19 protein-coding genes are annotated in these 24,752 nt (G+C 74.3%); 6 read left to right on the top strand and 13 right to left on the bottom strand.

Going from position 1 to position 24,752, the window contains the following annotated elements:
• Positions 1–114 precede the first annotated feature (114 nt).
• Entirely contained in the window at positions 115–1,455 is a 1,341-nt protein-coding gene (locus ACY34I_RS11025) for an aminotransferase class I/II-fold pyridoxal phosphate-dependent enzyme (RefSeq protein ID WP_462754549.1), read from the bottom strand.
• Between the two features lie 39 nt (positions 1,456–1,494).
• Between ACY34I_RS11025 and ACY34I_RS11020 the strand changes: the two genes are divergently transcribed.
• Complete coding sequence (locus tag ACY34I_RS11020; RefSeq protein WP_462754548.1) at positions 1,495–2,742, top strand: bifunctional pyridoxamine 5'-phosphate oxidase family protein/GNAT family N-acetyltransferase; 1,248 nt, start codon at positions 1,495–1,497, stop codon at positions 2,740–2,742.
• On the top strand, positions 2,739–3,407 hold the full coding sequence (gene leuE, locus ACY34I_RS11015) for a leucine efflux protein LeuE (protein ID WP_462754546.1): 669 nt from the start codon (positions 2,739–2,741) through the stop codon (positions 3,405–3,407). The genes ACY34I_RS11020 and leuE overlap by 4 nt, the downstream gene beginning before the upstream one ends.
• 88 nt (positions 3,408–3,495) lie before the next feature.
• Here the strand turns inward: leuE and ACY34I_RS11010 are convergent, their stop codons facing one another.
• The 10 genes from ACY34I_RS11010 to ACY34I_RS10965 all read right to left on the bottom strand — a co-directional run bounded on the left by ACY34I_RS11010 (position 3,496) and on the right by ACY34I_RS10965 (position 14,305).
• Positions 3,496–4,422 carry a sporulation protein gene (locus tag ACY34I_RS11010; protein ID WP_462754545.1) on the bottom strand — a complete coding sequence of 309 codons (927 nt, stop codon included), beginning with the start codon at positions 4,420–4,422 and terminating at the stop codon, positions 3,496–3,498.
• A 336-nt stretch (positions 4,423–4,758) separates the two neighbouring features.
• Complete coding sequence (locus tag ACY34I_RS11005; protein WP_148795141.1) at positions 4,759–5,823, bottom strand: hemolysin family protein; 1,065 nt, start codon at positions 5,821–5,823, stop codon at positions 4,759–4,761.
• A 67-nt stretch (positions 5,824–5,890) separates the two neighbouring features.
• Positions 5,891–7,246, bottom strand: coding sequence for a hemolysin family protein (locus ACY34I_RS11000; protein ID WP_462754543.1), 1,356 nt, complete (start codon positions 7,244–7,246; stop codon positions 5,891–5,893).
• Between the two features lie 192 nt (positions 7,247–7,438).
• A complete protein-coding gene (gene mnhG / locus ACY34I_RS10995) occupies positions 7,439–7,768 on the bottom strand; it encodes a monovalent cation/H(+) antiporter subunit G (protein WP_462754541.1) in 330 nt (109 codons plus the stop codon).
• Entirely contained in the window at positions 7,768–8,031 is a 264-nt protein-coding gene (locus tag ACY34I_RS10990; RefSeq protein ID WP_462754539.1) for a monovalent cation/H+ antiporter complex subunit F, read from the bottom strand. Before ACY34I_RS10990 ends, mnhG begins: the two co-directional genes overlap by 1 nt.
• On the bottom strand, positions 8,028–8,678 hold the full coding sequence (locus ACY34I_RS10985; RefSeq protein WP_462754538.1) for a Na+/H+ antiporter subunit E: 651 nt from the start codon (positions 8,676–8,678) through the stop codon (positions 8,028–8,030). Before ACY34I_RS10985 ends, ACY34I_RS10990 begins: the two co-directional genes overlap by 4 nt.
• Positions 8,675–10,183 (bottom strand): Na+/H+ antiporter subunit D, encoded by a 1,509-nt coding sequence (locus tag ACY34I_RS10980; protein ID WP_462754536.1) that lies wholly within the window; start codon positions 10,181–10,183, stop codon positions 8,675–8,677. The genes ACY34I_RS10985 and ACY34I_RS10980 overlap by 4 nt, the downstream gene beginning before the upstream one ends.
• Complete coding sequence (locus ACY34I_RS10975; protein ID WP_462754534.1) at positions 10,180–10,662, bottom strand: Na(+)/H(+) antiporter subunit C; 483 nt, start codon at positions 10,660–10,662, stop codon at positions 10,180–10,182. The genes ACY34I_RS10980 and ACY34I_RS10975 overlap by 4 nt, the downstream gene beginning before the upstream one ends.
• Positions 10,659–13,493, bottom strand: a complete 2,835-nt coding sequence (locus ACY34I_RS10970; RefSeq protein WP_462754532.1) for a Na+/H+ antiporter subunit A — start codon at positions 13,491–13,493, stop codon at positions 10,659–10,661. Before ACY34I_RS10970 ends, ACY34I_RS10975 begins: the two co-directional genes overlap by 4 nt.
• 218 nt (positions 13,494–13,711) lie before the next feature.
• The gene (locus ACY34I_RS10965) at positions 13,712–14,305 is read right to left on the bottom strand and encodes a CGNR zinc finger domain-containing protein (protein WP_462754531.1); all 594 of its coding nucleotides are present in this window, start codon (positions 14,303–14,305) and stop codon (positions 13,712–13,714) included.
• A gap of 52 nt (positions 14,306–14,357) precedes the next feature.
• Between ACY34I_RS10965 and ACY34I_RS10960 the strand changes: the two genes are divergently transcribed.
• A complete protein-coding gene (locus ACY34I_RS10960; protein WP_462754529.1) occupies positions 14,358–15,680 on the top strand; it encodes an MFS transporter in 1,323 nt (440 codons plus the stop codon).
• A gap of 94 nt (positions 15,681–15,774) precedes the next feature.
• Here the strand turns inward: ACY34I_RS10960 and ACY34I_RS10955 are convergent, their stop codons facing one another.
• Positions 15,775–16,161 (bottom strand): hypothetical protein, encoded by a 387-nt coding sequence (locus ACY34I_RS10955; RefSeq protein ID WP_462754527.1) that lies wholly within the window; start codon positions 16,159–16,161, stop codon positions 15,775–15,777.
• Positions 16,162–16,328: 167 nt separating this feature from the next.
• Here ACY34I_RS10955 and ACY34I_RS10950 point away from each other — a divergent pair, with 167 nt between their 5' ends.
• Positions 16,329–21,011: an Lhr family helicase gene (locus ACY34I_RS10950; RefSeq protein ID WP_462754525.1), complete on the top strand. Its 4,683-nt coding sequence runs from the start codon at positions 16,329–16,331 to the stop codon at positions 21,009–21,011.
• Positions 21,012–21,226: 215 nt separating this feature from the next.
• A complete protein-coding gene (locus ACY34I_RS10945) occupies positions 21,227–21,751 on the top strand; it encodes a GNAT family N-acetyltransferase (RefSeq protein WP_187413386.1) in 525 nt (174 codons plus the stop codon).
• A gap of 149 nt (positions 21,752–21,900) precedes the next feature.
• On the opposite strand, the gene ACY34I_RS10940 is transcribed toward ACY34I_RS10945, so the two are convergent.
• Complete coding sequence (locus tag ACY34I_RS10940) at positions 21,901–23,724, bottom strand: zinc ribbon domain-containing protein (protein WP_462754524.1); 1,824 nt, start codon at positions 23,722–23,724, stop codon at positions 21,901–21,903.
• 159 nt (positions 23,725–23,883) lie between these two features.
• Here ACY34I_RS10940 and ACY34I_RS10935 point away from each other — a divergent pair, with 159 nt between their 5' ends.
• Positions 23,884–24,720: an SAM hydrolase/SAM-dependent halogenase family protein gene (locus ACY34I_RS10935; protein WP_462754523.1), complete on the top strand. Its 837-nt coding sequence runs from the start codon at positions 23,884–23,886 to the stop codon at positions 24,718–24,720.
• The last annotated feature ends 32 nt before the right edge of the window (positions 24,721–24,752 follow it).

Here is a 24,752-nt window from a genome sequence, read left to right as displayed (position 1 = left end):
TTGCCTGCCCCCGCCGCTTTACCCATGCGCGGCCGCGCCATGCCGCCGGGTTTGTCCGGGCGCGGCTGCTGCGCCGGCGGTCCTGTCCCGGGCGCTCCGCCACGGCGGCCGGGATCAGGCGGTGAACGGGGCCGGCCCGGCGGGACGCACCGCCCGCACCACCGCGTCGGCCAGCGGCGCGAGGTCGGTCTCGTCGAGGGGGCTGACGGTGATCCGGACGCCGGGCGCGGCGGCGATCCGGTTCAGCGCGCCGGGGGCCACCGACCAGCCGGCGTCGCGCAGGGCGGTGACCACCACGGTCTCGTCGGGGACGGGCACCCACACGTTGATCCCGGTCCGCCCGTGGGCGGCCAGCCTCCGCGCGGCCAGCGCGTCGACCAGCCCATCCCGCCGCCGCTCGTAGCTCTCCCCCGCCCGCCGCACCAGCTCCGCCGTGCCCGGGTCGCGCCAGAGCGTCAGGACGAGGCGTTGCAGCACGGTGGAGACCCAGCCGGCGCCCACCCGGGCGCGGCCAGCCACCCGGGCCACGGTGGCCTCGTCGCCGGCGAGCACCGCGAGCCGCAGGTCCGGGCCGTAGGGCTTGCTCACCGACCGGACGAAGGCCCACGCCGAGGTCGCCCCGGCGAGCGGGTGCAGGGGTACGCGGGCCAGCTCGGCGGCGTGGTCGTCCTCGATCAGCAGCAGGTCGGCGCGGCCGGCGAGCAGCGTACGCAGGGCCTCGGCCCGATCGGCGGAGACGGCGGCGCCGGTCGGGTTCTGGGCGCGGCTGGTCACGATCAGCGCGCGCGCCCCGGCGGCGAGGGCGGCCCGGACGCCCGGCTCGGTGGGGCCGTCGTCGTCAACGGGCACCCCGATGGCGCGCAGCCCGAGCGCGGCGAGCAGATCGAGCAGGTTGGCCCAGCCCGGGTCCTCGACCGCGACCGCGTCACCGGGACGCAGGTGGGCGGCGAGCAGCCGCTCGATGCCGTCCAGTGCGCCTCCGGTGACGGTGATCTCCTCGGCCGGCACCCCGTCGGCGGCCAGCCGCTCGCGGGCCGCGGCGGCCAGTTCGGGCAGGACGGCGGTGGTCGCGTACCCGCTGGGCGGGCCGAGCTCGGCGGCGAGCGCGGCCAGGTGCGGGCCGAGCGGCGGCAGCAGCCGGTTGTCGGGCTGGCCGGCGGAGAGGTTGCGGGCACCGGGCAGCGGCGCCGGCATCATCCCGGCGCGACGGGTGGCGACGGGTGGGCGGGGGCGGACCCGGGTGCCGTGCCGGCCGGCGGTGACCACCAGGCCGCGCTGCCGCAGCTCCTGGTACGCCTTGGCGACGGTGGCCGGGCTGACCGCCAGCTCGGTGGCGAGGGCGCGGACGGCCGGCAGGGTGTCGCCCGGGGCCAGGGCGCCGGTGCGGATGCCGGTTTCCACGCTGGCCGAAATGGCCGCCGACGACGACCCGGTGATCTGATAATGTGCTGCCACAGTTTAGGAATTGTACTAGAATAAAGGTGGGACTGCCGCATGTACCCCCCGACCGAACGGACCACCGCCACCCGCATGCGGGACCGGATGAGCTACGACGAGGGCGCCGCGCACGCCGTGCTGGACGAGGCGTACCACTGCGCGCTCGGGTTCACCGTGGACCGCGAGCCGCGCGTGCTGCCCACCCTGCACGTCCGCGTCGGGGACACCCTCTACCTGCACGGCTCCACCGGCAGCCGGCCGCTGCTCGCCGCCCGGGGTGATGCCGGGCTGCCGGTCTGCGTCACGGTGACCCTGCTCGACGGGTTGGTCTTCGCCCGGTCCCAGTTCAACCACAGCGCCAACTACCGGTCCGTGGTCGTGCACGGCACCGCCCGCCTGGTGACCGACGAGCGGGAGAAGGCCGAGGTGCTCACCGCGCTGGTGGAGAAGGTGGCCACCGGCCGCAGCACCGACAGCCGCCCGCCGAGCCGGCGCGAATTGGCGGAGACGGCCGTGCTGGCCGTGCCGCTGCGCGAGGTGTCGGTGCGCGCCCGGGCCGCCGGGGCCAACGACGATCCCGCCGACCTCGACCTGCCGTACTGGGCCGGGGTGGTGCCGCTGCGGCTCACCGCCGGCGTGCCCGAGCCGGCCGCCGGGGTCACCGCGCCGGTGCCGGCGTACCTGCGGCCGGCCCGCTCGGCCTGGCTGGAGCCGGTCGTCCTGCGCGGCGAGCACGTGGTGCTGGAACCGCTCGACCTGTCCCACGCCGAGGAGCTGTACGCCGCCCTCGACGACGAGGAGGTGTGGCGGTACGTCGGCAGCCCGCGGCCGCGCAACGTGGACGAGACAGCCGGCCAGATCCGCGCCGCGCTGGACGCGAACCGGCGGGGCGTCCGGACGCCCTGGGTGCAGCGGTGCGCCGCCACCGGGGCGGTGGTCGGCACCACCTCGTACTACCACCCGGACGCGGACCTGCGCACGGCGGAGATCGGCTTCACCCAGCTCGGCCGCCCGTGGTGGCGCACCGGGATCAACACCGAGGCCAAGCTGCTGCTGCTCACCCGGGCCTTCGAGGAACTGGACGCGATCCGGGTCACCTGGCAGACCAGCACCCTCAACGAGCGCTCGCAGCGGGCCATCGAGCGGCTCGGCGCCACCCGGGAGGGGACGCTGCGGTCCAACCGCCGGCGCTCCGACGGCACCTGGCGGGACTCCGCGCTCTACTCGATGCTCGCCGCGGAGTGGCCCAACGCACAGGCCAGGCTGCGGGAAAGGCTTCGCCCCGCGGCACCGGTGGCGTCATGATGTCCGGCGTGCTGGGCATCACCGACATCTGGACGTACGTGCTGGGGACCGTGGCGATCGTGCTGCTCCCCGGGCCGAACTCGCTCTTCGTGCTCTCCACCGCCGCGCGGCGCGGGGTGCGGGCCGGCTACCGGGCCGCCGGCGGGGTGTTCCTCGGCGACTCGGTGCTGATGTTCCTCTCCGCGGCCGGGGTGGCGTCGCTGCTCAAGGCGTACCCGCCACTCTTCCTGGTGATCAAGTACGCCGGCGCCGCGTACCTGGGTTACGTGGGGTTGACCATGCTGCGTGGCGCCTGGCGGCGCTGGCGCGACCGCAACGACCCGGCGACGCCGCGCCTGATCGACGCGGCGGAGCCGGCCGCGCTGCGCAGCCCGTTCCGGAAGGCGCTGGTGATCAGCCTGCTCAACCCGAAGGCGATCCTCTTCTTCATCTCCTTCTTCATCCAGTTCGTCGACCCCGGGTACGCCTGGCCGGCGCTGTCGTTCGTGCTGCTCGGGCTGATCGCCCAGGTGACCAGCGCGCTCTACCTGACCGCGCTGATCTTCGCGGGCACCTTCCTGGCCGCCCAGTTCCAGCGGCGCCGGCGGCTGGCCGCCGGCGGCACCACCGCCGTGGCCGCTCTCTTCCTCGGCTTCAGCATCAAGCTCGCCACCGCATCGGTGTAAGGAAGGGTCCCCGGTTGACGCCTGGCGTATAGCAGGGCCCCCCTTAACTTGTCGACGCGCGGCGGTACCGGCCCGGCACGGGGGCGGGTCAGGTGCCGTCGCCGCCACCACCGCCGATGCCGCCGCCCCCGCCGGCCGTGCCCTGCAGGCCGAAGCCCGGCTGGACCGGCTCATCCGGGTGGCGGCTGACGTGCGCGGACTCCCGGATCATGGCGGACCAGTCGGCGTGCGCGGCGGCCGCGGCGTGCCGGTCGATCGCGTGCCGCAGCCAGCCGTCCACGGTGGCCACCCAGTCCCGTTGCCCGGCCCCGGCGTGCCAGACCCGGAACCGGCTGATGCTCTGGTGGGTGACTCCGGCCAGGGAGAGCCGCCGGTCCATCCAGAGCAGCACCTCCAGCCCCGCCCCGTTGGTCACGAAGATCACTTCCAGCTCGGTGATCGGGCCGGCGTACAGCGGCGCCGCCCAGTAGCCCAGCCGCTCGTAGAACGGCAGCTTCTGCTCCACGCCGGGCAGCCGGCCGTGCTGGAGGCCCGCCTGCCGCATCACGAATCCGAGGGTGTCCAGCGCGGACAGGACGCCCTGCTGGACGGGGAGCGGGTGGATGAAGACCGGCACCATGGCGCCCTGGTCCAGGTCCGGATCGACGGACACCTCGGTACGCAGCCCGGTGCGCAGGCTCATCAGCGGGACCCCGCCGAACATGGTCACCGGGCTCTCCCAGGGCAGCGGGAAGGCGAAATCCACCGCCCGCCGCCGCCCGGCCGGCACCACGAACCGGCCGGCGACCGGCACCTCGTGGTACTGCACCAACCGGCGCGGCGCGTCCGGATCCTCCGGTTCGAGCTGGGCGACCAGCCCGAGCCGGACGTGCCGGACCGGCACGTCCTCGCCCCCGGCGGTGAGGGTCACCCGGCCGGGTAGCCGCAGCCCCGGTCGGGTGCTGGGATTGGTCACGGTGGTGCTCACCGAGAGCCCGGTCCAGACGGACTCCGACGACACCCCGGTCAGCCGCATGCCGCCGGCATTCCCGCTCGCCGGGCGGGCACTCCTGCCTGACCCACCTGGCCAGCCCGGCCCGCGCCGCCGGGCCCGCGCCGCCCGGGCCCCGCCCGTCCGGGACTCGCTGGCCGGGTCCCCCGCCGGCCGGCGTCCCTCGCCAGGTCGGCGACGTGGGGGTGTCCGGGCGGCCAGATACCGCCACTTCGGCGATGTGGAGCCGCCATGGGGTCCGGAGACGGGTCGGCGGCCGGACACCGCCACTTCGGCGATGTGGAGCCGCCGTGGGGTCCGGAGATGGGTCGGCCGCCGGGTCCGAGGGACCCGGCGGCCGGAAGGGTTGGGACGGGACGGTCAGCGTAGGCGGCGGCCCCGGGGCACCGGGTCGGTCTCGTCGTCGAACTCGCCGATGACCTCCTCCAGCAGGTCCTCCAAGGCGACGAAGCCGAGCGGCCGGGTCGGGCCGCCACCGTTGCGGACCAGCGCCAACTGGGCCTGCCGGCCCCGCATGGCCGCCACCGCCTCGGTGACCGACGCCCCGGCGGGCAGCGTGAACGCCGGGGTCATCAGCTCACCGGCGGTCGCCGGCCGGCCCGTGGTGACTGCCCGGACCGCCTCGCGGACGTGCACGAGGCCGCACACCTCGCCCCCGGCGTCGACCACGGCCAGCCGCGACCGGCCGCTGTCCCGGGAGACGTGCTCGATCCGCTCGGCGGTGTCCTCCCGGCGTACCGTGACGATCCGGTCGAACGGCTCCATCACCTGCGCCACCGTGGTGCCCTGCAGCTCCAGCATGCTGGTCAGCATCTGGTGCTGCTCGGCGCCGAGCAGCCCGTGCTCGCGGGACTGCTCCAGCAGGATGCGCAGCTCGTCCGGGCCGTGCACCTGGGCGAGCTGGTCCTGCTGGCGTACGCCGACCAGCCGCAGGACCGCGTTGGCCAGCGCGTTCAGCGCGGAGAGCACCGGGCGGGCCACCCGCGCGAAGGCCCGGAACGGCAGCGCCAACAGCGTGGCCGAGCGCTCCGCGTCGGTGATCGCCCACGACTTCGGGGCCATCTCGCCGACCACCAGGTGCAGGAAGGTCACCAGGGCGAGCGCGAAGAGCAGCGCCACCAGGTGGCTGGCCGCCAGCGGCAGCCCCACCGCGTGCAGCAGCGGGCTGATCAGGCGCTCGATCGCGGGTTCGGCGAGGGCACCGAGACCCAGGGTGCACAGGGTGATGCCGAGCTGGGCGCCGGCCAGCATCAGGCTCAGCTCGCGGACGCCGTCCAGCGCCGCGCGGGCCGCCCGGCCGCCGCCGGCCGCCATCTGCTCCAAGCGGTAGCGCTTGGCCGCGACCAGGGCGAACTCGGCGGCCACGAAGAAGCCGTTGAGCGCCAGCAGCACCACGGAGAAGAACAGCGCGAACCCCGGGGTCATGCCGCCACCTCCCCGCGCTCGGCGTCGCCATGAGCACCGAACCCCACGATTCGCTCGCTCCGCTCGCTCATGCCGCCTCCTCCCCGCGCTCGGCGACGGCCATCCGGAGCCGGACGGAGTCGGCGACGTGCCGGTCCACGGCCAGCACCTCGACCAGGGCGCGAGGCTCGACGTCGGGCAGCTCGCCGTCGACGGCGAGGCTGATCTCCAGCCGGTCGCCGACCTCGGGCACCCGGCCCAGCTCCCGCATGACCAGCCCGGAGAGCGTGTCGTACTCGGGTGCCTCGGGCAGCGCGATGCCGGTGCTGTCGGCGACCTCGTCGATCCGCCAGCGGGCGGGCACCACCCAGGAGCCGTCGTCCTGCCGCGCCGGGGCCCGCTCCGGCGGGTCGTCCTCGTCGCGGATCGGCCCGACCAGCTCCTCGGCGATGTCCTCCAGCGTGATCACGCCGGCGAAGCCGCCGTACTCGTCGACCACGCAGGCGAGCTGCCGGTGCCCGACCCGGAGCCGGTCCAGCACCGTCGGTAACGGCAGCGTCTCCGGCACCAGCAGCGGGGGTGTGGCCACCGCCTCGACCCGGGTGGTGGCCCGCTCGGCCGGCGGCACCCCCAGCACGTCGGCGATGCCGACCACGCCGACCAGGTCGTCGACGCCCTCGGCGCCCCGGACCGGGAACCGGGAGTGGCCGGTGTCCAGCAGCTCGACGACCCGGCTGACCGGCTCGTCGGCCCGTACGGTGTGCACGTCGACCCGGGGAACCATGGCCTCCCCGGCGGTCAGCTCGCGGAAGTCGAGGCCCCGGTCGAGCAGGTCGGACATCGCGGCGTCGAGGTGCCCCTCCTCCCGGGACTCGGCGATGATCTGCTCCAGGTCCTCCGGGGTGGCGCCGCTGGGCAGCTCCTCGATCGGCTCGATGCCGACCCGGCGCAGCAGTCGTACGGCGGCCCGGTCGAAGAGCGTGATGACCGGTCCGGCCAGCTTGAGGTAGATCAGGGTGGACCGGGCCAGGGCCCGGGCGAGCGGCTCGGCTCGGGCGATGGCCAGGTTCTTCGGGGCCAGCTCACCGAGGACCATCTGCACCACGGTGGCGATGATCAGGGCGAGCGCCACCGACAGCGGCAGCGCGACCGACGTGGAGAGGCCGGCGACGCCGAGCAGGTCGGCCAGCCCGGCACCCAGGTACGGCTCGGCGGCGTAACCGACCAGCAGGGCGGTCACGGTGATGCCGAGCTGGGCGCCGGACAGCATGAACGACAGCCGTCCGGTCACCTCCAGGGCCCGGGCGGCGGCCTGGTCGCCGCCGTCGGCGAGCTGCTTGAGCTTGCCCCGGTCCACGGCGACGTAGCCGAACTCCTGGGCCACGAAGTAACCGGTGGCGGCGGTGAGCACGATGATGAGAACGAGTCCGACGAGGATCAGCACGGGACGCTCAGGGCTCCCGGGGCCGTCGGGACTGGGGATTGCCGGGCATGACCCGGCTGGCTACTGCTGCCCTCCTGGGCAGAGGAGTCGATCATGCGGCCATTTTATCGGCGCCGGCTGTACGTCCGCTGAGGGTGCCGGGAAGCTCCCCGGCGTCCGGTTCACCGGCCGGCCAGGGTCGTCGTGTCCGGTTCACCGGCCAGCCAGCTCGTCGGCGTCGAGCAGGGCCCGGTCGACCCGGCCCGACCGGTACGCGGCCCGCCCGATCATCTGCGCGGCGACCGGCGCGGTGGCCAGTTGGAAGACCGCGACCAGTCCGATCATCCCCAGGTCGGCCGGCGTACGCAGGCGCAACGCCACCCCGGCGAGCAGCAGCAGCACGCCGAGGACCTGCGGTTTGGTGGCGGCGTGCATCCGGTCGAGCACGTCGGGGAAGCGCAGCACGCCGATCCCGGCGGCCAGCCCGAGCAGCGCCCCGGCCAGCAGGAAGGCGGCGCCGAGCCAGTCGGCGACGGCAGCCATCAGGCCACCTCGCGGACGGCGAACCGGACCAGCGAGACCGACCCGACGAAGCCGAGCAGCGAGAGCACCACCAGGACGGGCAGCGTGGTGGCGTGCCGGTTGATCGCCGCCTCCACGGCCACCGCGGCCAGCATGGTGGAGAGCAGCAGGTCGGCGGCGACGACCCGGTCGAGCAGCGACGGTCCGCGGTAGATGCGGGCCAGGGCGAGCAGCGCGGTGACCGAGATCAGCACGGTCAGCGCGACGGCGAGGAAGGCGATCACGGACTGGTCCTCCTGTCGACAGGTTCGACGGTGAGCTGGCGTACTTCCTGGGGGGAGCCGACCGCGCGGACGACGCGCCGCTCGACGGCGAGGACGCGCTCCCGGCTGCCGGTCAGGTCCTCGGGGCCGCGGACGTCGAGGACGTGCACGTAGAGGACGCCGTGGTCGCGGTCCACCTCGAGGATCAGGGTGCCCGGGACCAGGGAGATCAGCTCGGCGGTGAGCGCCAGGTTGAGGTCGGTGCGGATCCGCAGCGGCACCGCGATGATCGCGCCGCGCGGCCGGTAGCCGGGGCGGACCGCGATGGCGGCGACGTGCACGCTGGCGCTGACCAGCTCGCCGACGAAGGTGACCGCGAGGACCAGCAGCGCGCCGGGCCGGAGCCGACCGCCGAAGGTGACCGGCGGGAGCGGGAAGAACATCAGCACGGCCGCGCCAACGAGGATCCCGCCGAGCAGGTTGCCCCAGGAGAGATCCCCCCAGAGCAGCAGCCAGATCGCCACCAGCCAGCCGAGCGCGACGGCCTGGTCGCGGCGCCGCCCGCCGCGCCCGATGGCCGGCGCCGCGGGGCCGTGGTCGCCCGGCGGCGTGCCCTCCGCCGGGCGCCCGTCGCGGCCTTGGGGTCCGGGGGGCGGGTCGCCGGTCACGGGGCGCCCGCCGGCAGCACGGCCCGGACGTACGGGGTGCGTTGCCGCAGGTCGCCGGCGGCGTCCGCGGTGACCCGGAACAGCGGCCCGGCGGCCAGGGTGAGCGCTACGCCGAGCGCCACCAGAGCGGCGGTGGCGCCGACCATCAGCGCGGGCAGCCGGACGGCCGGGGTGGAGGTGGCCAGCCGGGGCGCCCGCCAGAACGCGATGTTCCACACCCGGGAGGCGGCGTAGAGGGTGAGCAGGCTGGTCACCGTCCCCGCGGCGACCAGCACCCCGGGCAGCACCCCGCCGGCCGCCACGCCGGCCTGGAGCAGGCCGAGCTTGCCGAGGAAGCCGGAGAACGGCGGGATGCCGGCCAGGTTCATCGCCGGGACGAAGAAGAGCACGCCGAGCAGCGGGGCGACCCGGGCCAGCCCGCCCAGCCGGCGCAGGTCGGTGCTGCCGGCCCGCTCCTCGACCAGGCCGGCGACCAGGAAGAGGGTGGTCTGGATGGTGATGTGGTGCACCACGTAGAAGATCGCCCCGGTGAGCCCGGCGACGGTGGTCAGCCCCACCCCGTAGATCATGTAGCCGATGTGGCTGAGCAGGGTGAAGGAGAAGAGCCGCTTCATGTCGGACTGGGCGACCGCGCCGAGGATGCCGACCACCATGGTCAGCCCGGCCACCACCATGAGCAGGCCGGAGACCTGACCGCCGGGGAAGAGCAGGGTCTCGGTGCGGATGATCGCGTACACGCCGACCTTGGTGAGCAGGCCGGCGAAGACCGCGGTCACCGGGGCCGGCGCGGTCGGGTAGCTGTCCGGCAGCCAGGCGGAGACCGGGAAGACCGCCGCCTTGATGCCGAACGCGAGCAGCAGGATCAGCTGCAACGCCAGGCGTACGCCGGCCGGCAGGGCGTCCAGCCGCCCGGCGAGCTGGGCCATGTTGACGGTGCCCGTGGCCGCGTACACCAGTCCCACGGCGGCCAGGAAGATCATCGAGGAGAGGATGCTGACCACCACGTACGTCGCGCCGGTCCGGATGCGGGTCTCCGTGCCGCCGAGGGTGATCAGCACGAAGCTGGCGGCCAGCAGGATCTCGAAGCCGACGAAGAGGTTGAACAGGTCCCCGGCGAGGAACGCGTTGGTCACGCCGGCGGTCAACACCAGGTAGGTGGGGTGGTAGATGTTCACCGGGGCGGCCTCGGTGGTCTCCCCGCGCCCCTGGCCGATCGAGTAGAGCAGCACGCAGAGGGTCACCGCCGAGGAGACCACCAGCATCAGCGCGGCCAACTGGTCGGCGACCAGCACGATGCCGACCGGCGGGGGCCAGTCGCCGACCCGGACCACCACCGGCCCGTGCCGGTACGCCTCGACGAGCAGCACCACGGCGACCGCCAGGGTGGTGACGAGGCCGAGCACGCTGACGGTCCGCTGCCAGCGGGGCCGGTTGGCCAGGATCAGGGTGAGCGCGGCGCCGAGCAGCGGCACCACCACCGGCAGCGGCACCAGGGCGGACGTCACGACTCTTCCCCGCGGCGGCGCAGCCGGCGCAGCGCCGGCCCCGGGTCCACCTGCTCCGGGTCATTGTTCGGCCCCTCGCCGCCGAGGTCCGCGGTGGACACCTCGTCGCGCTCGGCGAGCCGGACGATCTGCCGGTCCTCCAGGTCGTCCTGCACCTCGTCGTCGCCGCTGAGGTACCAGCTCCGGTAGGCGACGGCGAGCAGGAACGCGGTCAGCCCGAACGTGATCACCACGGCGGTGAGCACCATGGCCTGCGGCAGGGCGTCGCTCATCCGTCCGGTCGGCCCGGCGCCGATCAGGGGCGGGCCGCCGGGCCGGCCGCCGAGCAGGATCAGCAGGTTCACCCCGTTGCCGAGCAGGATGACGCCGAGCAGGATCCGGGTCAGGCTCCGCTCCAGCAGCAGCGTGACGCCGGTCGCGACGAGCACTCCGACGGCGACCACCAGCACCAGGGTCGGCCCCGCCCCGGCGTCCGTCATGGCCGCTCCCCGTCCCGCTGGACGGCCAGCCCCGGGGTGGACTCGCCGGCGGCCTCGATGTGCCGGTCCACCTCGGCGCCGAGGCTGCGCAGGATGTCCAGCACCAGGCCGACCACGATCAGGTAGACGCCGATGTCGAAGAAGAGCGACGTGACCAGGTGGACGTGGCCGACCACGGGGAGCCAGAGGTTCACCTTGACGCTGTGCAGCACGGCGCCGGTGACCAGCAGCGAGAGCACGCCGCCGCCGACTGACACGGCCAGTCCAGCGCCGAGCACGGTGCCGGCTCCGATCGGGGCGGCCTCGGCCAGCTCGTACCGGCCGCCGGCCAGGTAGCGGAGGGCCAGCGCGAGGCTGGCGACCAGCCCGCCCGCGAAGCCGCCGCCGGGGGCGTTGTGCCCGGAGAAGAGCAGGAACAGGGAGAACAGCACCACGGTGTGGAAGATCAGCCGGGTGACCACCTCGAAGACGATCGACCGGCGGCGCTCATGCAGGGTGGCCCCGCCGCGCAGCCAGACGGTGCGCCGGTCCCGCCGGGGCGCGGACGGGCGGGGGCGGCGCGGCCGGGGCCCGGTGCGGGACCGCTCGAAGATCAGGCTGGCCACCCCCGTCGCGGTCACCACCAGCACCGAGATCTCGCCCATGGTGTCCCAGGCCCGGATGTCCACCAGGGTCACGTTGACCACGTTGCGGCCGTGGCCCTCGGTGACCGCCAGGTGCGGGAAGGCCAGTGAGATCGACGGTGCCCGCCGGGCCCCGGCGGCGGCGAGGGCGAGGCCCGCCATCACCAGCCCGGCGGCCGCCCCGATCCCCCGGCGTACCCAGCGGCTGCGCCGCAGCGGGCGGGCCGAGAAGCGTTCCGGCAGCCGCCGCAACACCAGCACGAACACCGCGATGGTGGCCGTCTCCACCAGGAACTGGGTGAGCGCCAGGTCGGGTGCGCCGTAGAGGACGAACATCATCGCCGTGCCGTAGCCGGTGACGCCGACCAGCAGCATGGCGGTGAGCCGCCGCCGGGCGCCGACCGCGAGCACTGCCGCGACCGCGATCACCGCGCAGACCACGAGCTGGGCGGGGTTGGCCCAGCCGACGACGTCGTTCCGCCAGGGCCGGGTGACCAGCATCGCCGTGCCGGGCACCAGCACCAGGGCGAGCAGCACGGTGCCGAGGTACTGCGGCAGGGAGCCGCGCTGGGTGGCGCTGGTGACCTCGATGGCGAGCCGGTCAAACCGGTGGGTGATCCACTCGTACCCCTGGTTGCCGCCGACCGGGAAGCGCAGCCGGGCCAGCGCGGGCGCCAGCCGGCCGCGGACCAGGTGCAGCACCACCCCGCCGCCGATGGCGACGGCGGAGAGGCCCAGCGCGACGGTCGGTCCGTGCCAGAGCGCCAGGTGCTCCTCCGCCGGGCCGAAGCGCGCGGCGTACGGGTGGAGCAGCGCGCCGACCCCGCCGGCCGCCGGCCCGGCGGCGAGCCCGGCCACGGCGAGCAGGGCCGGCGGTACGAGCATCGCGGCGGGGGGCCGCTCCAGCTCGGTGTCCGGGACGCCGCGCCGGGCGGCGAAGGCCCCCCACAGGAAGCGGATGCTGTACGCGGCGGTCAGCGCGCTGCCCGCGACCAGCCCGGCGAGCACCAGCGGCTGGCCGGTGAACGCGGTGAGGACGGCCTCCTTGGCGACGAAGCCGAGCAGCGGCGGCACGCCGGCCATCGAGGCGGCGGCCAGCGCGGCGATCCCGGCGAGCATCGGCGCGCTGCGTCCCACCCCCGACAGTTCGCGCAGGTCCCGGCCGCCCGCGCTGTGGTCGAGGATGCCCACGACGAGGAACAGTCCCGCCTTGAACAGCGCGTGTGCCAGCAGCATCGCCGTGCCGGCCAGCGCCGCCTCGGGGGTGCCCGCGCCGAGCGCCACGGTGAGCAGGCCGAGCTGGCTGACCGTCCCGTACGCCAGCAGCAGCTTGAGGTCGTCCTGCCGCAGCGCCGCCCAGCCTCCGGCGACCAGGGTGACCAGCCCGGCGACCACGGTGACCGGCCGCCACGGGCCGGTCGGGGCGAGCGCCGGGCCGAGCAGCGCGATCAGGAACACTCCGGCCTTCACCATCGCCGCCGCGTGCAGGTACGCGCTAACCGGTGTGGGCGCCGCCATGGCCACCGGCAGCCAGGAGCTGAACGGGAACACGGCGGACTTGGCGAGCGCCCCGACGAGGATGAGCAGCACGGCCGTGACGAGGTACCCGCCGCCGGGCAGCGGCACGGACGTGATCAGGGACCAGCGGTAGCCGCCGGCGTGCCGGCCGAGCAGCAGGAAGCCGACCAGCATGGCCAGTCCGCCCAGCGTGGTGACGATCAGCGCCTGGGCGGCCGCCCAGCGGCTGGACCGCCGCTCGGTGCTGTGCCCGATCAGCAGGTAGGAGAAGACCGTGGTGAGTTCCCAGAAGACGTAGAGCAGCAGCAGGTCGTCGGAGACGACCAGGCCGACCATCGCCCCGGCGAAGGCGACCATGACGGCGGCGAACCGGGCCAGCCCCGCGGAGCCGGCGTGGAAGTAGCGGGCGGAGTAGATCAGCACCAGCGCGCCGACGCCGCCGACCAGCAGCAGCATCAGCCAGGACAGGGTGGTGACCCGCAGCGCCACGTCGAGCTGCAGCTCCGCGATCCACGGGTACGTCTCGACCAGCGCGCCGCCGTCGCGGACCGCCCCGGTGTGCGCGACGGCCCAGCCGAAGGCGGCGGCCGGGGCGAGGGCGAGCGGGTAGCAGGCGCGCGGACCCCACCACCGCACCAGCAGCGGCGCGAGCAGTGCCGCCAGCAGGTGCAGGATGAGCAGGACGAGCACGCGCACTCCAGGTCGAGGTGGCAGCGCGCGTCGGCACACTGCGGCCACGACCGATCAGACGTCACAGCAGCACCCACTCGGGCGGTTTTCCGGAAAACCACCCCACCCCGGCCACCTGCCCCGGCCCGCCTGACCGGACCCTCGCCCGGTTGGGTACTGGCTGGGGACGTTGATTGAGTCTCGGCGTCGTGAGTCCACGATCACCGGCGGTGGATGAATCAGGGCAGGTGACTCTTCGCCTTCTGTCGGGCGTAGTAGGCGCGGGCGCGGTTGCGGTCGCCACAGTCCTTCGTGTTGCACCAGCGGCGGTTCCGCCGTGGTGATGTGTCGAGATAAACCCAGCCGCACTTGGCGTCTTCGCACTGGTGGAGGCGGTCGAGGTCGTCGCGCTGGGTGAGAGCCACGAGCCCGCGGACGATGCGATTGCGGGGCAGGCGGAGGTCGGTTTCCCGGTCTCGCCACTGCCAGCGGTCGCCGGTGCGGACCAGGTCGGCTGCGGCGATCGCCGCCCGGTACATGCCCGCGAGGTCTGCGGCGGCTTCGGGGTCATCCTCGAAGAGAGCTGCGTAGACCCTCTCGCGCGCTTCGATGACCTGTTGCCGTTCCCGCTCGGCCCGGGCGTCGTCCTGGCGGGCGAGGTCGCGCAGGGCCACGGCCTCGTCTCCGCTGATCAGGTCGGACTCGCGGCACCAGTCGACGACGTCGGAGAAGGTCTTCAGCTTCTCCGTGCGTTCGCCCCCGCCGAGGCGCCAGGCAACGGTGTTCACCAGGTCGAGCATGCGGTCGCCCGCGATGTGGCCGAACCTCACCATCAGCTCCTCTCATGGTTAAAAGCATTGTTGCATGTGAGGCTCCCCTACTGGCATGCTCACCCCCAATCAGCCAATCACCCATGAGAACACCACCAGGAGACTGCTCGTGCCTGTCGCCGCCCCACGCAGATCGTTCAGGGCACTGTGGGCGTCCCAAGCGTCCTCAAACCTCGCTGACGGGCTGCTGCAGGCCGCGGCGCCGCTGCTCGTCGCCACGCTGAGCCGTGACCCGCTCGTGGTGGCGGGCATGACGGTGGTGCAGTTCCTGCCCTGGCTGATCGCAACCCTTCCGGCCGGCGCGCTGGCCGACCGGGTGGACCGACGTCGGATACTCACCGCTGGCAACTGGCTGCGGGCGGCCGGGTTCGCGCTGCTCGCCGTGGCCCTGGCGAACGGATGGCGCCACGTCGCACTGCTCTACGCCGCAGTGTTCCTGGCCGGTTGCGCCGAGACGATGGTCGACAACGCCGCCCTGGCCATCCCGCCCCGTCTCCTGCCACGCGAGCAGCTCGAGCGCGCCAACGGCCGGTTGTTCGCGACCCAGTCCGTCATCAACACCTTCATCGGTCCGCCGGCCGGGGCGGCGTTGTTCGCCCTGGCAGCATCAGCGGCCTTCTACACCGGCGCGGCCGCGTTCGCCCTCGCCGGCCTGGCCGCTCTGCTGCTGCCCGCGCTGCGCCCCACCAGCGAGGAGCAGGAGCGCCGCCGTTCGACCCCGACCACCGTCACTCAGGACATCCGCTCCGGATGGGCCCACTTCTGGCGGCACGACCTGCTGCGCCGAGTCGCGTTCATCTCGGCGGCGATCAACTTCTTCGGCTCGGTCACCGGCGGGTTGCTCGTTCTGCTGGTCACCGGTCCGTACCAAATGCCCATGTCGCGCTACGGCCTGTTCGTCGCCGTTCCCGCCGCCGGTGCGATCGCCGGGTCACTGCTCGCCGAGCACATCGTGCCCCGCATCGGCGGTGGCCCCACCACCTGGCTCGCCGCCCTCGTCCCGGCCGCCAGCTACGCCATCCTCGGCCTGGGTCACCACACACCGCTCGCCCTTGCCGGCATGTTCTGCGCTGCCGTTGCCGCCTCGCTGAACCAGATCGTCGTCAGCACCCTGCGCCAGGCCGCAGTCCCCGACGAACTCCTCGGCCGCGTCACCGCCGCCTACCGCCTGGTCGTCCTGGGTGTCATCCCCCTCGGAGCCCTCGCCGGCGGCTTGCTCGGACGCAGCCTGGGGATCCGCGCCCCCTTCATCGCCGCAGCCGTCGGGCTCGTGCTCGCCGCGCTCCTGCTCGCCTCCCGGGTCACCACCCAAGCCCTCCGTGACGCCGAAACAACCCGCCCAGCAGAAATCACGCCCAGGATCGGTACGCCTAGTTGATCAAGAGGTTTGGGCCAGGATCCAGGCCCAGGGCGACGCAAACTTCTTGGTCAACGGTGCCGGGCGTCGAGCGGTGGGCCAGGCGGACGGGCGGTCAGCGGAGGGCGGGGTCGCCGGCGGGCACGGCCGGCTCGCGGGCGGGGCGATCCCGGCGGGTCTCCACCAGCAGGTCCGGGCGGCCGAGCTGGCGGACGGCCTTGTTGACCACCCGCTGCGCGGCGGCCAGGGAGCGCACCGGCAGCAGCTTGCCGCGGCTCTCCCGGCGCAGCACGAAGTAGTGCACGGCCGCGCGGACCAGACCCCGGTCGGCGGCGCTGGAGTGGGCGGTGGCGACGACCAGCTCGCGCAGGCACCGGGCGAGCTCCTCGGCGAGCTCCAGCTCGGGGGCGTGCAGCCCGGCGCGGAGCGCGGCGAGATGGCTGTCGACCTTGCGGATCAACACGTCGGTCCCGGGCCCGGAGCCTCGCTCCTCGACGGTCATCCCAGCCCTCCCCACGCTGCGTTGCGAGTGAAGTTACTTTACGTTGCACCCCACAAGCAAGCAGTTAAGTAAGACTTAACGGATGCAAAGTCGCATCCGACACGTAAGCGTCTGACCCGGACAGAACAGCGTCCCGCGCGGGCCGAATGTCACATCGGCGAGGCAGGATGGAAGGCGTGGCGGACGAGGTGACCGGCGGGGACGCGACGGTGCTGGCGGATTTCGGCGCGGCGACCCGCGAGTGGTTCACCGCCGCCTTCGCGCAACCCACCGCCGCCCAGGCCGGCGCGTGGCGGTCGGTCGCGGCCGGGCGCAACGCCCTGGTCGTGGCCCCGACCGGCTCCGGCAAGACCCTGGCCGCGTTCCTCTGGTCGCTGGACCGGCTGGCCAAGGAGCCGCCGCCCGCCGAGCCGCGGCAGCGCTGCCGGGTGCTCTACGTCAGCCCGCTCAAGGCGCTCGCCGTCGACGTGGAACGCAACCTGCGCGCCCCGCTGGCCGGCATCCGGCAGGCCGCCACCCGGCTCGGTCTCGTCCCGCCGGAGATCACCGTCGGCATGCGCACCGGCGACACCCCGGCCGACGAGCGCCGGGCCTTCGCGCGTACCCCGCCGGACATCCTCATCACCACACCGGAGTCGCTGTTCCTGCTGCTCACCTCCGCCGCCCGGGACTCGCTGCGCGGCGTCAAGACGGTCATCGTCGACGAGGTGCACGCGGTCGCCGGCACCAAACGCGGCGCCCACCTGGCCCTCTCCCTGGAGCGGCTCGACGCGCTGCTGGAGACGCCGGCGCAGCGGATCGGTCTGTCCGCCACCGTCCGGCCGGTCGACGGCTGCGCCCGCTTCCTCGGCGGGGCCCGTCCGGTCGACGTGGTGCAGCCGGCCAGCAGCAAGACCATCGAGGTCAGCGTGCAGGTGCCGGTGGAGGACATGACACGCCTCGACGAGCAGGAGCCGCCGGAGGACGATCTCGGCGGCCCCGGCCCACGCCGGGCGTCGATCTGGCCGGCCGTCGAGGAACGGGTCTTCGCGCTGGTCCGGTCGCACCGGTCCACCATCGTCTTCACCAACTCCCGGCGCAGCGCCGAACGGCTCTGCGCCCGACTCAACGAACTCGCCGCCGAAAAGCTGGCCGCGTCGGTCGCCCCGGACGGCGGTCGCGTGGCCCAGGGCGGCGGGCCGGTGGGCGTATCCGATCCGCCCGGGTGGGACGACGGCCCGGCGGCCGCCGACGGTGGCCCGCGACGCGGCCCGCTGCGCGCGCCCCGCCAGCCGGCCGAGGTGATGGCGCAATCCGGGGCAGCGGCCGGCGCGCCACCGGTGATCGCCCGGGCGCACCACGGCAGCGTCTCCCGGGAGGAGCGCAAGCACATCGAGGAGGCGCTCAAGTCCGGGCAGCTGCCCGCCGTGGTGGCCACCTCCAGCCTGGAGCTCGGCATCGACATGGGCGCGGTCGACCTCGTGGTGCAGATCGAGGCCCCGCCAAGCGTCGCCGCCGGCCTGCAACGGGTCGGTCGGGCCGGGCACCAGGTGGGCGCGGTGTCCCGGGGCGTGGTCTTCCCGAAGCACCGCGGCGACCTCCTCTCCTGCACCGTGGTCGCCGAACGGATGGGCCAGGGCGCGATCGAGGAGCTGCACTACCCGCGCAACCCGCTGGACGTGCTGGCCCAGCAGATCGTGGCGATGGTGGCCCTGGAGCCGTGGCGGCTCGGCGACCTGGCCGTGCTGGTCCGCCGGGCGGCCCCCTTCGCCGAGCTGCCCGACTCGGCGCTGCACGCCGTGCTCGACATGCTCTCCGGGCGCTACCCCTCGACCGCCTTCGCCGAGCTGCGACCCCGGCTGGTCTGGGACCGGGCCACCGACGTGCTGACCGGCCGCCCCGGCGCCCAGCGACTCGCCGTGACCAGCGGCGGCACCATCCCCGACCGGGGGCTGTTCGGGGTCTTCCTGGCCGGCGCCGAACGGGCCGCCCGAGTCGGCGAGCTGGACGAGGAGATGGTCTACGAGTCCCGGGTCGGCGACGTGTTCCTGCTCGGCTCATCGTCCTGGCGGATCGAGGAGATCACCCCCGACCGGGTGCTGGTCTCCCCCGCCCCCGGGCAGGCCGCCCGGATGCCGTTCTGGAAGGGCGACCAGCTCGGCCGCCCGGTCGAGCTGGGCCGGGCGATCGGCGCCCGGGTGCGGGCGCTGCTGCGGCAGAGCGACTCCGACGCCGTCGCCGCACTGCGCGCCGGCGGGCTGGACGACTGGGCCGCCGGCAACCTCATGGCCTACCTGCGGGAGCAGAAGGAGGCCACCCGGGCGCTGCCCGACGACCGGACGGTGGTGGTCGAGCGGTTCCGCGACGAGCTGGGCGACTGGCGGCTGGCCGTGCACTCGGTGCTCGGCGCCCGGGTCAACGGCCCGTGGGCGCTCGCCATCGGTCGCCGCCTCGCCGAGCGCTACGGGGTGGACGCCCAGGTGATGCCCGCCGACGACGGCATCGTGGTACGGCTGCCAGACACCGCCGACGAGCCACCCGGCGCCGACGTGGTGGTCTTCGAGCCCGACGAGATCGCCCAGCTCGTGGAGGAGACCGTCGGCACCTCCGCGCTGTTCGCGTCCCGGTTCCGCGAGTGCGCGGCCCGGTCGCTGCTCCTGCCCCGCCGCGACCCGCGCCGCCGGCAGCCGCTGTGGCAGCAGCGCCAGCGGGCCGCCCAGCTCCTCGACGTCGCCCGGGAGTACGCCGACTTCCCGGTCACCCTCGAAGCCGCCCGGGAATGCCTGCAGGACGTCTTCGACCAGCCGGCGCTGGCCGAACTGATGCGCGACCTGGCCGCCCGCAAGGTGCGCCTGGTCGAGGTGGAGTCCGAGCGCCCGTCCCCGTTCGCCCGCTCCCTGCTCTTCGGATACGTCGGCGCGTTCCTCTACGAGGGCGACGCCCCCCTCGCGGAGCGCCGGGCCGCCGCGCTGGCCCTCGACTCCGGGCTCCTCGGCGAGCTGCTCGGCCGGGTCGACCTGCGCGAACTGCTCGACCCGACGGTCCTCGCCGAGACCGAGCGGCAGCTGCGCTGGCTCACCGAGCAGCGCCGCCCCCGCGACGCCGAGGACGTGGTCGAGCTGCTCCGGGTGGTCGGCGACCTGAGCGACGCCGAGCTGGCCGAGCGGGGCATACCGGCCGGATGGCTGACCGAGCTGGCGGCGGCCCGCCGGGTGCTGCGGGTCCGGATCGCCGGCGAGGAACGCTGGGTGGGCGTGGAGGACGCGGCCCGGCTGCGGGACGCCCTCGGCGTCGCGCTGCCGGTCGGGGTGGCCGAGGCCTACCTGGCACCGGTGGCCGATCCGCTCGGCGACCTGGTCGCCCGGTACGCGAAGACCCACGGCCCGTTCGCGGCGGCCACCTGCGCCGCCCGGTTCGGGCTCGGCGCGTTCGTCGTCGAGCAGGCGCTGCGCCGACTCGGCGCCACCGGGCGGGTGGTCTCCGGCGAGTTCGCCCCGGACAGCGTCGGCACCCAGTGGTGCGACGCCGAGGTGCTGCGGCTGCTACGCCGACGTTCGCTCGCCGCGCTGCGCCGGGAGATCGAGCCGGTGCCGCCGCGAGCCCTCGCCGCGTTCCTGCCGCGCTGGCAGCAGGTCGGCTCGTCGGCCCGGGGCGTGGAAGCGGTCGCCGCCACCGTCGAGCAGTTGCAGGGGGTCGCCGTGCCGGCGTCCGCGCTGGAACGTCTAGTGCTGCCCGCCCGGGTCGCCGACTACTCCCCCGCCCAGCTCGACGAGCTCTGCGCGAGCGGGGAGGTGGTCTGGGCCGGGTCCGGGGCGATCTCCGGCGGCGACGGCTGGGTCACCCTGGCGTACGCGGACGCCGCGCCGCTGCTGCTCCCGCCGCCGGACGAGGCGCTGACCCGCACCCCGCTGCACGAGGCAGTGCTGGACGCGCTCGCCAACGGGGAGGCACTCTTCTTCCGTTCCCTGTCCGACCGGGTCGGCTCGACCGACGACGCCGCACTGACAGCGGCGATCTGGGATCTGGTCTGGGCCGGTCACCTCACCAACGACACGCTCGCCCCGCTGCGGACGGTGCTCGGCGGGGGCGGAGCGCACCGGTCCCGGCCGTCCGCGCCGCGCACCCGCTACCGCCGGCCCGGCCGGGTCGCCCTGCCCAGCCGCGGCGGCCCGCCCACCGTCGCCGGGCGCTGGTCCCGGCTGCCCGATCGCGACCTGGACCCGACCCGCCGGGCCGCCGCCCTCGCCGACCTGCTGCTGGAACGACACGGCGTGGTCACCCGGGGCGCGGTCATGGCCGAGCAGGTCACCGGCGGCTTCGCCGCGGTCTACCCCGTGCTGTCCGCGCTCGAGGAGCGCGGCGCCGCCCGCCGCGGCTACTTCGTCGAAGGGCTGGGCGCGGCCCAGTTCGCCGTGCCCGGGGCGGTGGACCGGATCCGCGCCCTAGCCGACCCGACCGACGACGCCCGCGGCCCGGGCGGGCCGACCGTGGTGCTCGCCGCCACCGACCCGGCCAACCCCTACGGCGCGGCGCTGCCCTGGCCGGACCGGGTGGTCGACTCCGGCGACGGCACCACCCCGGCCACCGGGCACCGGGCCGGCCGCAAGGCCGGCGCGCTGGTCGTGCTGGTCGGCGGGGACCTGGTGCTCTACGTGGAGCGAGGCGGACGGACCCTCCTGTCGTTCACCGACGACGCGGACCGGCTCGCCGCCGCCGGCAAGGCGCTGGCCGACGCGGTGCACTCCGGCGCCCTCGGGGCCATCTCGGTGGAACGCGCCGACGGCGAGGCCGTGCACTCCTCGCCGCTGCGCGACGCGCTGACCGCCGCCGGTTTCCGGGCCACCCCGCGCGGCCTGCGCCTGCGCGGCTGATCCGCACCGCACCGCGCCCGTCGCTGTGCGGGCCGCGGCCGGCGGCGAAGATCGTGCTCGATCCTGGCACGAGTGGCCCCAGAGCGTGGGCGAGGCCACTACTTCCTGGATCGAGCACGATCCTGCCGGCGGGACGCACGGCAGAAACCGCGCGGGCCACGGGGTGCGCGATCGGTAGGGTGTCCCCGCCCGGCAGCGACGGAGGGAACGGTCCGGTGACCTCGATCCAGGTACGACCCGCGGAACCGCGCGACCACGCCGACGTGGCGATCCTGCACCACCGCGAGTGGGGTGGCCCGTACGTGGTGGTCCACGACACCCGCTACGACCTGCGGGAGCTGCCGACGCTCGTGGCGGTGGACGGCGCGGGCGAGTTCGCCGGGGCGCTGGTGCACCGGCTCGCCGACGACGGGCTGGAGGTGGTCAGCCTGGCCGCGACCAGTCCGGGGATCGGGGCCGGCAGCGCCCTCCTCGCCGCCGCCGAGGCAGTCGCGCTGGCCGCCGGGGCGGACCGGCTCTGGCTGGTCACCACCAACGACAACCTGTCGGCGCTGCGCTTCTACCAGCGACGCGGGCTGCGGATCGTGGCGGTCGACGCGGGCGCGGTGGACCGGGCCCGGCGGCTGAAGCCGACCATCCCGTACGTCGGCGAGGACGACATCCCACTGCACGACGAACTGCTCCTGGAACGCCGGCTGGAGACGACAGCAGGACCGCGCCGGTCCGGACTGCCCGGATAGCGTCCCTGATCAGCTTAGCGATCCTGAGTCGGATTTAGTTTCTGGGATCGTTTCCCACCGTGGTGGGGTCGCGTGGGCGTGGAAGTGGAATCCCGCGCCCAGGGCGGCTCCTCGCGGCTGGTGGCCGGTGGTGGGTGTGCTGATCGTTGTCACGCCCTGGTGTCGGTGGGCTGCGCGGGGCAGTCTCCGGTCCGTTGGTGCGTGTCCCTCCGGACGCTTGCCCGCCTGACCGTGGGGTCGGGTGGGGGAGGGTGCCCTGCGTCGCCTGGGCGCGGGGCGTGGTGGCTTGCGCCGGGTGGGACCGGTCTCCCCGGCAGGTCTCCCCGGCAGGTCTTGGTGATGACCGCTGCCGTTTCGAGTTTGTCGACCACGGCGCGGATGACCATGTGCCCGCTGGCCTTGTCGACGGCGGTCTTGGCCTGATGGGCCAGGCCGCGGGCGGCGATCCGCCGCCAGGCGCCCTGGTCGCGGTCGCCCTGCCAGCGGCAGGACTGGTGGGGGCAGATCGCCCACTTCCAGCCTGGGGTGGTGGGGCGGTCGGGGGCCTTACAGTGCCGTAGCGGGGGCAAGCATTGCGGGCAGTGCTTTGAGGTGTTGCGGGCGGGGACGGTGACCACGGCGATACCGGTCTCGGCGGCGAGGTGCCGCATCCGGTCGACGATCTGCCCGCGGACCTGCTGGGACAGGCGGGTGTTGAGGGTGGCGCCCATGCCCTTGGCTTCCAACGACCGCAGGTCTTCGACGTAGATCACGCTCGCCGCGGCGGCGATCGCCTGGTCCACGGCCCATCTGGCGGCAGCCCACGCGAGGGCGGCGTTCAGGTTTGTTCGGCGGTCGGAGACGTGGCGGATCTCGGCGCGTAGGACCGCCAGTTTGCCGACGAGTTGATGCCGCTCGTCACGGCCGGTGAGGCGTTGGTAGTGGTCGGCTTTGGCGTGCAGCCGCTCACTGTGCCGGCGTAGCCGGTGCTGTTTCGCGAGGATGCCGGCGGCCCGGAACTGGCCACCGGCCCCCAAGGCGGTGATCCGCCCATCCTCGTGGAGCCGCAGGGCCCCGGCGCTGAGGAGGGTGTTCAGGCCCCAGTCCACGCCGACCGCCACCGTGTGACCGGTGCGCCGGGCCTTCGGCACGGCGTGCGTGTACGCGACATCGACGCGCACCTGCCGGCCGGTGACACGCAGGGTGGGCAGGTGCAGCACCGCCGAGGCGGGGACCGTGGGCGGCAGGCTGATCGGACAGGCCACCCACGTCCAATCCGCATAGGCTCGCGGATCCGGACGGGTGGGCAACTGCAAGCGCAGCAACACCCTCCTGGGGTCGGTCCCGCTGCGTTCGATGGTGGCCTGCTGCCGGTCACACGCGGCCAACAGCAGCATCCGCGCGACTCTCGGGACGCCTTCCAGCTCGAACACGTCCACCGGCAGCCGGCCGTGCGCGGCACGGAACCTGGCGGCCTGCCGGGTGCGGGACTTGATGACGCTCGACGGCAGATGCTCACCGCCCGGAACCGCCTTGCGTACCTGCTCCCACTCCTGCGCGGTGCGCTTACGCGGATCGGCCGGCCACGTCGCGAGCACCCCGGCGGTCAGATCAGCACGCCACGACGCCGAACGAAGTGCCCGCCCCGCCTGCTCCTGCGCCATGCGCACGATCCGGTCATTGACCCTCACCACCTCAGGCGGGGCAGCAGTCCACCCCAGACGCCGCAGCGCCATCCACGCGTTCGACGGAAGCTTCCGGCCACCCGCGTCGTGTCCGGAGGCCAACACCTCCACATCCGCGCAGTTCCACCGCTCAACCAACAGGCCGGACACCATCCCCGCCACCAGATCGGCACACCAGCCGATCCGTTGCGCCAGCACCGCCTGCGACAGAACCTCACCGCTCTCCTCGTCCACCCCCGACCGGAGCAAAACGCGGGCGCAAGCGGTACGGGAGATCTCACCCCCGGCCAGCGGCAGCTTTCCGGTCACCGACTCATCGCCTCAACATCGATCCAGGAGAACCCGCGATCACGACCGGCCCACCTCACCGGAATCTCCCCCGAACCAGCCCAAAAGCGAAACGCCACCGTCCACACGGCTAACCTAGGATCACCGACGATTCCTAATCAAGTTGGTTAGCCTTCCCGCATGGCCCCGACCGCCTGGATCTCGCTGACCACCGACTACGGCCTCGCCGACGGGTTCGTCGCGGCGTGTCACGGAGTCCTCGCCCGGCTCGCCCCGGCCGCCCGGGTGATCGACGTGACCCACCTCGTGCCACCGGCGGACGTCCGGCGGGGTGCCGCGGTGCTCGCGCAGACCGTGCCGCACCTGCCCGAAGGGGTGCACGTGGCGGTGGTCGACCCGGGCGTGGGCACCGACCGCCGCGGGATCGGCCTGGCCACCCCGGGCGGGCTGCTCGTCGGGCCGGACAACGGTCTGCTCCTCGACGCCGCCGCGGCGCTCGGCGGGATCACCGCCGCGGTCGAGCTGGCCAACCCGGACTGGCTGGCGCCCGCGGTCTCCCGCACCTTCCACGGCCGGGACGTCTTCGCGCCGGTCGCCGCCCGGCTCGCGCTCGGCGCGCCGCTCGCCGACGCCGGCCCAGCGCTGGACCCGGGGGCGCTGGTCCGGCTGCCCGCGCCGGTGGTCCGCCGCACCGCCGACGGGTTCGCCGCCGAGGTCCTCACCCTGGACCACTTCGGCAACGTCCAGCTCGCCGCCCCCGGGGACCTCCTCGACGGGCTGCCAGCACGGGTCCGGGTGGCCAGCGAGGGCCTCGGCGCGCCCGACGCCGCGCCGCGACCCGAGGCCGCCGCTGGCGTCCTCGCGGTGCGCGGGCGCACCTTCGGCGACGCCCCGCTCGGGGAGCTGGTGGTGTACCCGGATTCCGCCGGCCTGGTCGCCGTCGCCGTGAACACTGGCCGGGCGGTGGACCGGCTCGGGGTACGCCCGGGGGACGTGCTGACCGTGACTCACGGCTGAGCCACCGGGTGCGGGCCGGGCGGGGCGAGGGA

This window comes from Micromonospora sp. RTBAU3-60 (assembly GCF_054963695.1).
This window is presented reverse-complemented; position numbering and strand designations above follow the sequence as displayed.